The sequence below is a fragment of the Streptomyces sp. NPDC060366 genome (assembly GCF_042725135.1).
Lineage (GTDB): Bacteria > Actinomycetota > Actinomycetes > Streptomycetales > Streptomycetaceae > Streptomyces.
In genome coordinates, this window is the sequence record NZ_JBHXDC010000005.1 from 386,562 (window position 1) to 398,096 (window position 11,535).

An 11,535-nucleotide genomic window follows, 5' to 3' on the forward strand; every position below is an offset into this window, starting at 1 on the left:
GTGTCCCCCGGCGCCCAATTGCGGGGCGCCCCCGCCCCCGGGGGGGGGCGGGGGCGGCCGGTGCGTGGCCCCCCCCGCCCCGCCCCAGGGTCAGGAGCCGTCGGTGGCCAGTCGCGAGCGGACCTCGCGGGCGGCGGCGACCATGTTCTCCAGTGAGGCCCTGGTCTCGGGCCAGCCGCGGGTCTTCAGGCCGCAGTCCGGGTTCACCCAGAGACGTTCGGCCGGGATGGCCTCAAGTCCCTTACGGAGAAGGGCTGTCGCTTCTTCGGTGCTCGGGACGCGCGGGGAATGGATGTCGTAGACACCGGGTCCGGCCTCTCGCGGATAGCCGTGCGCGGCGAGTTCGCCGGCGACCTGCATGTGGGAGCGGGCGGCCTCCAGACTGATGACGTCGGCGTCGAGGTCGTCGATGGCCTGGACGATGTCGCCGAATTCGGCGTAGCACATATGGGTGTGGATCTGGGTGTCCGGGCGTACCCCGCCGGTGGTGAGGCGGAAGGACTCCGTCGCCCACGCCAGGTAGTCGGCGTGATCGGCGGAGCGCGGGGGCAGTGTCTCGCGCAGAGCGGGTTCGTCGACCTGGATGACCGAGGTGCCCGCCGCCTCCAGGTCGTTGACCTCGTCGCGCAGGGCGAGTGCGACCTGGCGGGCGGTGTCCCCGAGCGGCTGGTCGTCGCGGACGAAGGACCAGGCGAGCATGGTGACGGGCCCGGTGAGCATGCCCTTCACCGGACGGCCGGTGAGCGACTGCGCGTACGAGGTCCAGCGCACCGTCATCGGCTCGGGCCGGGAGATGTCCCCGGCGAGGACCGGCGGGCGTACGTAACGGGTGCCGTACGACTGCACCCAACCGTGGTTCGTGGCGACGTAACCGGTCAGCTGCTCGGCGAAGTACTGCACCATGTCGTTGCGTTCGGGCTCACCGTGCACCAGGACGTCGAGCCCGGCCTTCTCCTGGAAGGACAGGACCTCCCGGATCTCTTCCTTGATCCGCTCCTCGTATCCGGCGGTGTCGATCCGCCCGGCGCGCAAGTCGGCCCGTGCGGTGCGCAGTTCGGCGGTCTGCGGGAAGGAGCCGATGGTGGTCGTCGGCAGCGGCGGAAGGCCGAGGCGCGCCCGCTGCGCCGTGGTGCGTTCGGTGTACGGCTGGGAGCGCCGTGCGTCCGCGTCGGTGACGGCGGCGGTGCGGGCGCGCACGGCCGGGTCGCGGGTGAGCGCGGAGCCGGCCCGGGAGGCGAGGGCCGCGCGGTTGGTGATGAGTTCGGCCGTGATGGAGTAGGTGCCCTGCCCGAGTCCGCGCGCCAGTACCGCGATCTCCTCCGTCTTCTGCCGGGCGAAGGCGAGCCAGCGGGTGATCTCGGGGTCGATGTCGCGTTCGGCGCCGGCGTCGAGGGGGACGTGCAGCAGGGAGCAGGAGGCGGAGACGTCGACGCGGTCGGCGAGGCCGAAGAGCGTGCCCAGTGTGGCGAGGGACTTCTCGTAGTCGTTGATCCAGATGTTGCGTCCGTTGACGACGCCCGCTACCAGGCGCTTGCCGGGAAGCCCGCCCACGGCGGCGAGTGCGTCGAGGTTGGTGGCGGCCGATTCGGTGAAGTCGAGCGCGAGCCCGTCGATCGGGGCCTTGGCGAGCACGGGCAGCGCGTCCCCGAGCCGCCCGAAGTAGGAGGCGACGAGCAGCTTGGGCCGGTCGGTCGCACCGCCCAGGTCGCGGTAGGCGCGGGCGGCGGCGTTCAGCTCGGCCGGGGTGCGGTCCTGCACGAGCGAGGGCTCGTCCAGCTGCACCCAGTCGGCGCCGGCCGCGCGCAGGTCGGCCAGGATCTCGGCGTACACGGGAAGGAGCCGGTCGAGCAGTGTCAGCGGCTCGAAGTCGGCGGCCACGCCCGGGGCGGGCTTGGCGAGCAGGAGATAGGTGATGGGCCCGACCAGGACCGGACGGGCGGTGAGGCCGAGCGCGAGGGCTTCCCTGAACTCGGCGACCTGCTTGGTCGGGTCCGCGGAGAAGTCGGTGTCCGGGCCGAGCTCGGGCACCAGGTAGTGGTAGTTGGTGTCGAACCACTTCGTCATCTCCAGCGGCGCGACGTCCTGGGTGCCCCGCGCCATCGCGAAGTAGCCGTCCAGTGAGTCGGCGGCGACCGCCGCGCGGTGCCGCGCGGGGACGGCGCCGACCATGACGCTGGTGTCTAGGACGTGGTCGTAGTAGGAGAAGTCGCCGGAGGGCACTTCATGGATGCCGGCGTCGGCCAACTGCCGCCAGTTCGAACGGCGAAGATCCTCGGCGGTCTTCCGGAGGGCGTCGGCGTCGACGCGGCCCTTCCAGTAGCCCTCGACGGCCTTCTTCAGTTCCCGGTTCTGTCCCTGGCGGGGGTAGCCGTACACGGTGGCCCGTGCTGCCGCGGCTGCGGACTGCGCTGTCACGGAACTCTCCTTCGCGAGATGTGTCCTTGAGTCCCGGGGACGGGACGCGGGCGCGAAGGGACGACCGACCGTGCGGACCACGTCGCGCGTTGCGCGCGACTGCCGCTCGATATGTACGCCGACCCGCCCACGAGGTCACCGGAACAACCGCGCGCGATCGTTCACGCACGGGCAACGGGCAGGTCTTCGGACTCGTGGGCCCGTCTCGTATCGGTCACGAGACACCTACTGGCCGTCGCTTCCCAGACCCGTCCGGGCCCAGTGCGTATGACGGCGGTCGTTCCCACTCACCGCTGCGGGGCAGTCCCGGATTCCCACCGGGTTCCCTCTTACGACGCACCTGCCTGGCGGACAGGAACGAACCAGCTGCACCGACCAGCCTAGAGGGCCCAGTGGCGGGCGCACACGTGTTGACCACATCGCGGACGGTGAAATGGACGAGCCGGAACGCGGGCGCGTGCCGGCGCGACGCCGTCGCGATTCCCGGTGCCGCTCAGGACGCGGCGGGCCAGTCTCCGCGGCCCGCCAGTCGCACGACCAGGGCGGCGATGTTCCACGCGTCGTCGTCGCCCCGGTGGTGGCGGCCCTCCAGCGGGAGGCCGGCCACCCTCAGTGCCTGGGCCATTCCCGGGCGGCGCCGCAGGCCGTAGGAGGCGGTGAAGGCGACCTTCGCGTTGGTGTGCCGGTGGCCGAAGGGGTACTCCGTACCCGTCCGCCGGCACTGGCGGGTGAACTGGTTACGGTCGTAGTCGCCCCAGCTGGCCCAGGGAAGCCGGCCCGCGCGGTGGTGGCTCGCCAGTACCCGGCAGGCTTCGGCGAAGGGCAGCCCCCCGGCCACCTCGGCGGGTGTCAGCCCCGTCAGCTCCGTACAGAACGGGCTCACCTCGGACCGGGCCGGGCGTACCAGCAGCCGGTGCTTGGCGAGGCGCTCGCCCGCGCGCAGGTCGACGACCGTCAGCCCGATCTCGATGATCTCGCTCACCTGCCCGAGTGGCGGCTCTCCCTCCCAGCAGGTCGCCTCGACATCGACCACGTTCAGCAGGTGCCCCTCGATGTCCATGGGGGTCAGGGTAGGAACGACCACCGTCCCGAGTCATCCGGATTAACGGCGTCGGGCCGACTACGCGTCGTCTCCCCCGGACGCCCCGCCGCACGGGGCGACTTGGTGGCTGTGGGGAAGGTCGCGCGTCAGGGTGGGGACGGGGCGCGGGATCGTACCGAAGTCGTGGTCCGGGTCGACGGGAAGGCGGTTGATGACCGCTTCCAGACGGGCCGGAAGCGTGGGGCGGCTGCCGGAGCGGCACTGGGTCAGCAGCTGGTGGCGGATGCTCTCCGGCAGCAGCGGGCGTGCGGCCGGGGCCGGTTGTGCGCTGTCCGGGGCCGTCAGTCTGCGGGCCTCCGCGCGCCAGTGCCGGGCGTCGCTGAACTCGGCACGCCGACCGTGGGCGAGGTAGAGGCAGAAGGCGGCGGTGCGGTTGCCGCCACCCGCGGCGAACTGCCACCAGAACTGGGCCGCGTCGTGATCGCGCGCCAGGTGGAGCAGCGCGCCGAAGACGACCGCGCCCTCGGGGTCCGGCCGGTCGTCATCGGCCAGACGTGCCAGGGCCGTTGCCGCCTGTGGGGTGTCGACGATGAGGGCGACCGCGAGGTCGAGATCGCGGGCCGCCTGCTCGTGCGCGGCGGGAGTGCGCGGCGCGCCGGTGGCGGAGTCGGGATGTACGCGGGCGGCCTTGGCGTCGACCCGTTGCCGGGCGGCTTCGGTGTCGTAGTCGGTGTAGGTGTCGACGAGGACCTCTGCCTGGTCCAGCAGGGCGCCGATGGAGGCGTGGTCGTTGGTGCGCACGTCTACCCTTCCGTCTCGGTCGGTTCGATGGCCAGGCTGAGTTCGCGTGCCAGGCGGCGGCGGGCGTGCTGTGCCTGGGATCGTACGGTGGCGAGCTCGATGCCGAGGTACTCCGCGACATTCTCCTCGTCCTCGCCGAGGACGAACCGCAGGACAATGACGTCGTACTGACGCTCCGGGAGTTCCGCGATGGCGCCGTACAGGCCGAGTTCGTCTTCCAGGACGGTGAACTCGTCACGGGTGTCGTGCCGGAGGAGTTTCGCGATGGCCGCGTGGAAGGCGGCGGTGCCGACCAGGAGCGGCTGAAGTCCGCGTTCGCCGAGCCAGCGGTGGGTCTCTTCCTTCAGCAGCGACCAGGCGTACCGGGAGACCGACTCCTGGGCGAGGGCGTGTTTCCAGTCGCGCTTCAGGTGTGCGCAGGCGTTGTCCACGACGGTCTCGGCCGCGGGCCGCCCGCCGACCTGGGTGTGGGCGTAGCGCATCCATAACTCGCGGTGGTAGTCGTGGAAGGCGTCGAAGGTCAGTCCCAGCCGTCCCTGTCGGGAGTCCTCGCCGGGGGCGTCTCTGGGGCTCGGGGCGTTGGCGCCCCGTGTCTTGGGGGTTGGTGCGGCCATCACGTTCCGCTCTCGGACGCGGGGGTCGGCGCGTCCGGCGTCAGGGCGGCGCCCGACGGTGTGTGGGGGGCGTACTGCGGACTGCGGAGGTGGCGTGCCCCGGCGCGTACTTCGGTTGCCGGGAGGCGAATCGCCTGGGCTTCCCGATCGAGTTCCACGCATGTCCTTGGGGGGGCTGGGGCACCGTGCCGCTCCACGGTGGAGGGGATGTCGGTGGAGACGGGATGTCTCACTCGACAGCCAACCGGATGAACGGGCTCCTTGTGCAAACCTTCGGTCAATTATCTTCGCCGACGGTAATAGTATGACTACTTAGACGTTCGGGTGGCGGTTTCGGAAACGTGTTCCCGTTCGTCCGAACGGGCCGCCATGGCCCCGGCGGAACGCCCCCGCTCCCACGGTTGTCCCGTGCGGACGACGGGAAGTGAACCCCGGTGGCGGAGGGGGCGTCGGCGCGGCGCGTACCCGGGCCGCGGACACCGGACAACCCCTGGGGGCGTGGCATGACGGAGAACGGCACGGTGGACCTGAAGCTGGATCAGGCGCATTCGGCTCGGATGTACGACTACTACCTCGGCGGCACGACGAACTTCCCCGCCGACCGGGAAGCGGCTGGCAAAGCCCTGGCCGCCTTCCCCTCCCTCCTGGCCACCGCGCGCATCAACCGGCGCTTCATGCGGCGCGCGACGCGGTTCCTCGCCCAGGAGGGCATGACCCAGTTCTTCGACATCGGCACGGGCATCCCCACCTCCCCCAACCTCCATGAGGTCGCCCAGGAGGTCACCCCCGCGGCGCGCGTGGTCTACACGGACAACGATCCGATCGTCCTGGCCCATGCGCGGGCCCTGCTCCACAGCCACTCCGAGGGCCACACCTCGTACGCGCACGCCGACGTCACCGACCCTGCCGCGCTGCTGGCGACACCGGAGATAGCCGCCACGCTCGACTTCGAGCGGCCCATCGCGCTGAGCCTCAACGCCCTTCTCCACTTCGTCACCGACGACCGTGTCGAGGGCGGCGCGCACGGCATCGTCGAACATCTCAAAGCGGCACTCCCCTCGGGCAGCACCCTCACCATCACCCATGTCACCCCCGACTTCGACCCCGAGGGAATCGCCCGGCTCACCGGCGCCTACCGCGCCGCCGGCACCCCCGGCCAGGCGCGCCCCCACGCCGAGATAGCCCGCCTCTTCGACGGCTGGGAACTCCTGGCCCCCGGCGTCGTCCCCACCCAGCGCTGGCGCCCGACCGAGGGGGACCAGGCCGAGAACGTCACGGACGCGGAAGCCGCCTGCTATGCGGGAATCGCCCGCAAGCCCTGATCCGAGGGCTCCCGCACGCCGTCAGCCGACGGCCTTCTTCACGAGGGCGGCGATGGTGGCTTCGGTTTTCTCGCTCAACTCGGTCACGGCGAAGGACGTGGGCCACAGACCGCTGTCGTCGTCGAGGTTCGCCTCGGTGGTGAAGCCGAAGGTCGAGTAACGCTCCTTGTCGACGTGCCCGCTGCGGAAGAAACACACCACCTTCCCCTTCCTGGCGTAGGCCGGCTGGCCGTACCAGAGCTTCGGCGCCAGTTCGGGGGCGTTGGCGGTGACGACGGCGTGGATACGTTCGGCCACCGCGCGGTCCGACGCCTCCATGTCCGCGATCTTCGACAGCACGTCGAGTTCCTCGGCGGCCGCCTTGTTGCCCCGGCCACGGGTCGTCTCCTTCTTCAGCTCCGCGGCGCGCGCCTTGATGGCGGCACGTTCCTGCTCGGAGAAGCCGGTGCTGGGGCTCATCGCTGTCACTCTCCCGGTCGTGATCGGTGTGAAGTGCCTCTGACGCTAACCGTGCCGGGAGACCTGACGCTTCTTCATTCGTGACCGGTTCGACCAACGGCGTTTCTCATTTAGGTTAGGCTAAGCTAACAATGCGTCGCCACGGACACCACGAGAGACGGAGACCATGACCGAACGGACCGCGACGCCCGCAAGAGGCAGCACCGTCGTCGTCAAGTTCGGCGGCAATGCCATGGTGGACGCCGACCTGCGGCGGACATTCGCCCGGGACGTCGTGGAGTTGTGGCACGCCGGCCTGCGCCCGGTCGTCGTACACGGGGGCGGGCCGCAGATCAGCGCGATGCTCGACCGCCTCGGCCTGGAGACCCGGTTCGAGGCAGGTCTGCGGGTGACCACACCGGAGACCATGGAAGTCGTGCGCATGGTGCTGAGCGGGCGGGTCCAGCGGGAGTTGGTCGGCCACATCAACGCCCACGGGCCCTTCGCCGTCGGTATGACGGGCGAGGACGCGCACACGATGACGGCCGTACGGCGGTCCGCCTGGGTGGACAGCCGGCAGGTGGACATCGGCCTCGTCGGCGACATCGTCGAAGTGAACCCGGACATGGTCCGCACACTCCTGGACCAGGGCCACATCCCGGTCGTCTCCCCCGTGGCGCGCGGCGTGGACGGACAGGTCTACAACGTCAACGCCGATCTCGCGGCGTCGGCCCTGGCCGTGGCCCTCGGCGCCGAGCGGCTGGTGGTACTGACCGATGTGGAGGGGCTGTACGCGAACTGGCCGCACAGCACCGAGGTGATCGAGCGCCTGACGGCCGACGCGCTGGACGGGCTGCTGCCGGGGCTGGCGAGCGGGATGCTGCCGAAGATGGAGGGCTGCCTGCGGGCCGTCCGCGGCGGCGTTCGCCGCGCACACGTGCTCGACGGCCGTGTGCCGCACGCGGTGCTGCGAGGCGTCCTGGACGAGACCGGCCCCGGCACCACCGTGGTTCCCGACAACAGCCCGGACCACGACAGAACCGCCGTCTGACGGCCGAACTCCCCGGCCCGCCAGGCCCACTGGCCGGGCGGGCCGGGGAGTTCGGCCGTCGATACGACCTTCAGATCCTTCCCACGGCGAGGACGACCGCGCCCGGTCGCACGCGCGGGCCGCCGGCAGTCACAGGACCCTCGCGAGGATCCGCGCCCCACGCCGGGGATCCAGGGTCGCCGCCCAGGACTGGGGCGCCACACGCGCGGTCGTGGGCGCGAACCCGTACCGCAGGAACAGGCCGCCACCGCCGGTCGTCGCCGTGAACAGGGCACCGAGGGACTGCGCGCGGGCCACCGCAAGTACGGCGCGCAGGAGCCCGGCCCCCACGCCGTGCCCCTGCTTCTGCCCGGCCACACAGAAGTTGTACAGAACGCCGACGGGGCCGCGCCCCTCCCCCGGGCCGGCCGGGTGCACGCGCAGTCCCACGCAGCCCTCCAGACGGCCTCCGGGGCCCTGCGACACAAGGAAGTCGGCGGCCTGGGTGGCGTACAGCGAGGCGGGCCGCTCACGCAACGCCCCGGAGCGCACGAAGGGTTGGGACAGTTCGGCGAGGGCGGCGGCGTCCTGCCTGCGGGCGGGGCGTACGGAGGGCGCCGGCGCGAGGAGCGCGTGCGGCAGCGGGGCGGGGGGCGGCGTAGCCGTGATCAAGGCTTTCCTTCCTCGGTTCCACGTTCGGAGAACGGCTGGTCGCCGTCACTCCGACCAACAAACGAAGTAAGGTTAGCCTTACCTTAATTGTGAGTCCAGCGCTGGAAGGGCGAGTCCGATGCCGTCTTCTCCGTCTCGCGGCCGTCGACGAATGTCGCCACCACTTCGATGTCTCCGATGCGCGACGCGTCGACCCGCCGGGGGTCGTCCCCGAGCACGACCAGGTCGGCCAGCTTGCCGGGGGTAAGGCTTCCCAGATCGTCCTCCCAGCGGCAGGCGTAGGCGCCCGCGACCGTGTAGGCGCGCAGCGCCTCGTCGACCGTGATGCCCTCGTCGGGGCCGATCACCCCGCCGGACACGGAGGTGCGCTCGACCATGAACTGGACGGCCCGCAACGGGGATCCGTCCGTGACGGGCCGGTCGGAGCTGCCGACGAGGGGAACGCCGTGGTCCAGGAAAGCCCTGCCTCGGTAGAGCCACGGGGCCCGCGTCTCGCCCATGATCGCCGCGTAGTCGTCGCCGAAGTAGCGCAGGAAATTGGGCTGGACGACGGCGCTGACGCCGAGCCGCGCGAAGCGCGGGAGCTGGTCGGGGCGGATCAGTCCGGCGTGTTCGATACGGTGCCGGGCGCCGGGGCGCGGACTGAGCCGCTGGGCCCGCTCCAGGGCGTCCAGGGCGAGATCGGCCGCGCGGTCGCCGATCGCGTGGACGGCGAGCTGCCACCCGGCGAGATGGCCGTCCACGATCGTCGAGGCGAGAGCGTCCGGATCGTCCTGCAACTGGCCCGCGTGGTCGAGCCCTTCGTACGGACCGCTGAGCGCGGCGGTCCGGGCCATCATCCCGCCGTCCGTGTAGATCTTCAGCGCGCCCACGCAGAGGCGGTCGTCGCCGAAGCCGGTGCGCAGGCCGAGGTCGAGTGCCCGGGGAATGCCGTCGCTCTCGTGCGCGGTGGCAGGTCGCAGCCGGTCCGCGGCCACCATGAGCTGTACGCGTATCGGCAACAAGCCCTCTTCGCGGGCGAGTTGGTAGGCGCCCAGCTCGACAGGGCTGTGGCCGAAGAGGGTGCCGCCGATGCCCGCCTCGGCGCAGGCGGTGATCCCCTCGGTCAGACAGGTCCGGGCGGCGCGCCCGATCGCGTCGGCCAACTCCCGCTGGGAGTGGGGCAGGCGCAGGGCGCGGGCGGCGCCCATGGCGCCCTCGGCGAGGAAGCCGTCCCTCGTGCGGGAGATCGGCGGGGAGAAGATCGAGAACCGCGGAGTTGACGACGCAGCCGTGCCCGGAGTCGTGCAGCAGGAAGATCTTGTGCCCGTGGCTGACCAAGTCCAGTTCGGCGGCCGTCAGATGACGGCCCAGGGCCCGCTGGTCGTAGCCGGCGATGCTCACCCAGGCGCCGGGCGAGCCCTTCCGGACGACGGCTTCCGCCACGGCGGCGAGTACGTCGTCGATCCGCGTGAGACCCGCGATGCTCGAGGTGTTGGCCTTGAGCCCCGCCCAGGCCAGGTGCACATGGGAGTCGATGAATCCGGGCAGCACGGTGGCGCCCTGGAGGTCGATCACCTCATGTGCGGGCAGGGAGGTGACGGCGTCGTCCAGGCCCACGATCCGGCCCCGCCAGATGCCCAGGTCGTGGGCGACGGGGTGGTCCGGATCCATGGTGAGGAAGCGGGCGTTCGTCAGTCTGGTGCGGAGCATCAGGGCCTGCCGGTCTCGGGAGGGTCAGCCGTCCGTGGACGCCGCGAGGGACCGGGGACGCAGATCGGTCCAGCGGGCCTCGATGAAGTCGAGGCACCTGTCACGCGTGTTCTCGTCGAGGACGATCGTCCACCCTCCGGGCACCTCGGCGAAAGACGGCCAGAGCGAGTGCTGCCCCTCGTCGTTCTCCAGGACCAGGAAACGGCCTTCGGGGTCGTCGAAGGGGTTGGTGCTCATGTGTCAGTTCCTCCTAAGGTCCAACAGAAGGAGAGACTAACGTTAGGTTAGGCTCGCCTAATCACAGGGGAGCCTAACGTTTCCCCTTCCCTCTCACAAGGAGACGTTCATGCGCCTCGCGGCCGACGAGGAGAGCGCCTTCGCCGCTTTCGGACTGCCCGGCGAGCCCGGCAGCGACGAGTTCTGGGCGGCGGCGCGTACTCCCGCGTGGACACCGGCGGACGACGACGGCGGCCGGTCGGCCTTGTTCCTGTGGCGCGGATCTCCGGCGAGCATCGTCTTCGAGAGCTGGTCGGAGCCGGTTCCCCTGCGCCGGTGGCGCGAGACGGACTGCTGGTACGCCGAGGTGCCCGTGCCCGCGCAGCTGCGGGTGACCTACCAACTCCTCGCGGGTGACGCCGCGTTGGCCGACCCGTTCAACCCGGCGGGCACCGGCGCCGACCGGTCCGTCGCCGCGACCCCGGACCTCCCGGCGCAGCCGCACTGGCCGACGTTCGGCGCCGGCGGCGATGTCGTACTGCCCCTCCCCGGCATCAGGCTCCGCTGGAACAGCGAACGGCTCGGCGGGCGGCGCACCGTGCGCGTCCACCCCGCGGGCGGTGGCGGACCGGTGGTCCTGCTGCTCGACGGTGACGACTGGCTGTATCTTCACCCCGCCATGACCGCGTTCGACTCGGCCGTGGCCGGTGGGGAGATGCCCCCCGTCACTCTCGTCTTCCTGCCGGCCAAGGACAGGGAGGCCGAGCTCGGGTGCCGGCCGGAGCTGTGGGAGGCCGTCCGGGACGAACTACTGCCGCTGGTGGCGCAGTCCGGCGTGCCGGCCGACCTGGACCGGCTGGTGGTCGCCGGACAGAGCCTCGGCGGGCTCAGCGCGCTGTACGCGGCGCTGGAGTTCCCCGATCTGGTCTCCCGCGTCGCCTGCCAGTCGGGGTCGTTCTGGTGGACGCCCGACGCCACGGCCCTGGCGGACCCCCTGGGCGGCCCGGCCGGTGGCACCGTCGCCGCGCGACTGCGAGCCCACCGGCCCGAACTGCCGGGGCTGCGGGTCGCGTTCGACGTGGGGGAACACGAGACGCGGATGCTGCCCCACTGCGAGCCGGTCGAGACCCTCACCGAGGAGGCCGGTGCGACGGTGCGGGTCTCGCGGTCACCGTCGGGCCACGACCGGGTGGGATGGCGGCACGCCCTGCTCAGGGATGTCGCCTGGGCACTCGGCTGAGCCGTTGTCCGATCCGGTGACGTTCGCGAACGTCACCGGATCGCCGCGTCACC

General features: G+C 71.3%; 10 protein-coding genes, 1 pseudogene and 1 riboswitch. Of the genes and pseudogenes, 3 read left to right on the forward strand and 8 right to left on the reverse strand.

Annotated elements, in window-relative coordinates; genetic code table 11:
* Positions 1 to 90 precede the first annotated feature (90 nt).
* From metE to ACFWHU_RS16640, 4 genes are all read right to left on the reverse strand, one after another.
* On the reverse strand, positions 91 to 2,415 hold the full coding sequence (gene metE, locus ACFWHU_RS16625; protein ID WP_387225371.1) for a 5-methyltetrahydropteroyltriglutamate--homocysteine S-methyltransferase: 2,325 nt from the start codon (positions 2,413 to 2,415) through the stop codon (positions 91 to 93).
* 159 nt (positions 2,416 to 2,574) lie between these two features.
* Positions 2,575 to 2,778: riboswitch (cobalamin riboswitch) on the reverse strand.
* Positions 2,779 to 2,908: 130 nt separating this feature from the next.
* The gene (locus tag ACFWHU_RS16630; RefSeq protein WP_387225372.1) at positions 2,909 to 3,475 is read right to left on the reverse strand and encodes an exonuclease domain-containing protein; all 567 of its coding nucleotides are present in this window, start codon (positions 3,473 to 3,475) and stop codon (positions 2,909 to 2,911) included.
* Positions 3,476 to 3,535: 60 nt separating this feature from the next.
* Positions 3,536 to 4,258: a hypothetical protein gene (locus ACFWHU_RS16635; protein ID WP_385792602.1), complete on the reverse strand. Its 723-nt coding sequence runs from the start codon at positions 4,256 to 4,258 to the stop codon at positions 3,536 to 3,538.
* 2 nt (positions 4,259 to 4,260) lie between these two features.
* Positions 4,261 to 4,872: an RNA polymerase sigma factor gene (locus ACFWHU_RS16640; RefSeq protein ID WP_385792603.1), complete on the reverse strand. Its 612-nt coding sequence runs from the start codon at positions 4,870 to 4,872 to the stop codon at positions 4,261 to 4,263.
* Positions 4,873 to 5,375: 503 nt separating this feature from the next.
* Here ACFWHU_RS16640 and ACFWHU_RS16645 point away from each other — a divergent pair.
* Positions 5,376 to 6,194, forward strand: a complete 819-nt coding sequence (locus ACFWHU_RS16645; protein ID WP_387225373.1) for an SAM-dependent methyltransferase — start codon at positions 5,376 to 5,378, stop codon at positions 6,192 to 6,194.
* A gap of 21 nt (positions 6,195 to 6,215) precedes the next feature.
* Here ACFWHU_RS16645 and ACFWHU_RS16650 read toward each other — a convergent pair whose 3' ends face one another.
* Positions 6,216 to 6,653, reverse strand: coding sequence for a DUF1801 domain-containing protein (locus ACFWHU_RS16650; protein WP_387225374.1), 438 nt, complete (start codon positions 6,651 to 6,653; stop codon positions 6,216 to 6,218).
* A gap of 166 nt (positions 6,654 to 6,819) precedes the next feature.
* Here ACFWHU_RS16650 and argB point away from each other — a divergent pair, with 166 nt between their 5' ends.
* The gene (argB, locus tag ACFWHU_RS16655) at positions 6,820 to 7,683 is read left to right on the forward strand and encodes an acetylglutamate kinase (RefSeq protein WP_385792606.1); all 864 of its coding nucleotides are present in this window, start codon (positions 6,820 to 6,822) and stop codon (positions 7,681 to 7,683) included.
* A 129-nt stretch (positions 7,684 to 7,812) separates the two neighbouring features.
* On the opposite strand, the gene ACFWHU_RS16660 is transcribed toward argB, so the two are convergent.
* The 3 genes and pseudogenes from ACFWHU_RS16660 to ACFWHU_RS16670 form a co-directional block, all read right to left on the reverse strand.
* Positions 7,813 to 8,334, reverse strand: coding sequence for a GNAT family N-acetyltransferase (locus ACFWHU_RS16660; protein WP_387225375.1), 522 nt, complete (start codon positions 8,332 to 8,334; stop codon positions 7,813 to 7,815).
* A gap of 83 nt (positions 8,335 to 8,417) precedes the next feature.
* Positions 8,418 to 10,026: pseudogene (locus ACFWHU_RS16665) on the reverse strand (amidohydrolase).
* A 24-nt stretch (positions 10,027 to 10,050) separates the two neighbouring features.
* Complete coding sequence (locus ACFWHU_RS16670; protein WP_385792609.1) at positions 10,051 to 10,263, reverse strand: MbtH family protein; 213 nt, start codon at positions 10,261 to 10,263, stop codon at positions 10,051 to 10,053.
* A 109-nt stretch (positions 10,264 to 10,372) separates the two neighbouring features.
* Here ACFWHU_RS16670 and ACFWHU_RS16675 point away from each other — a divergent pair, with 109 nt between their 5' ends.
* Positions 10,373 to 11,482 carry an alpha/beta hydrolase-fold protein gene (locus ACFWHU_RS16675; protein WP_387225376.1) on the forward strand — a complete coding sequence of 370 codons (1,110 nt, stop codon included), beginning with the start codon at positions 10,373 to 10,375 and terminating at the stop codon, positions 11,480 to 11,482.
* Positions 11,483 to 11,535: the final 53 nt, after the last annotated feature.

Excerpts from the sequence above, each read along its gene's own strand:
- ACFWHU_RS16650 (WP_387225374.1), bottom strand. The coding sequence starts at position 6,653 with ATGAGCCCCAGCACCGGCTTCTCCGAGCAGGAACGTGCCGCCATCAAG.
- ACFWHU_RS16645 (WP_387225373.1), top strand. The coding sequence starts at position 5,376 with ATGACGGAGAACGGCACGGTGGACCTGAAGCTGGATCAGGCGCATTCG.
- ACFWHU_RS16630 (WP_387225372.1), bottom strand. The coding sequence starts at position 3,475 with ATGGACATCGAGGGGCACCTGCTGAACGTGGTCGATGTCGAGGCGACC.
- ACFWHU_RS16640 (WP_385792603.1), bottom strand. The coding sequence starts at position 4,872 with ATGGCCGCACCAACCCCCAAGACACGGGGCGCCAACGCCCCGAGCCCC.
- ACFWHU_RS16670 (WP_385792609.1), bottom strand. The coding sequence starts at position 10,263 with ATGAGCACCAACCCCTTCGACGACCCCGAAGGCCGTTTCCTGGTCCTG.
- ACFWHU_RS16675 (WP_387225376.1), top strand. The coding sequence starts at position 10,373 with ATGCGCCTCGCGGCCGACGAGGAGAGCGCCTTCGCCGCTTTCGGACTG.
- argB (WP_385792606.1), top strand. The coding sequence starts at position 6,820 with ATGACCGAACGGACCGCGACGCCCGCAAGAGGCAGCACCGTCGTCGTC.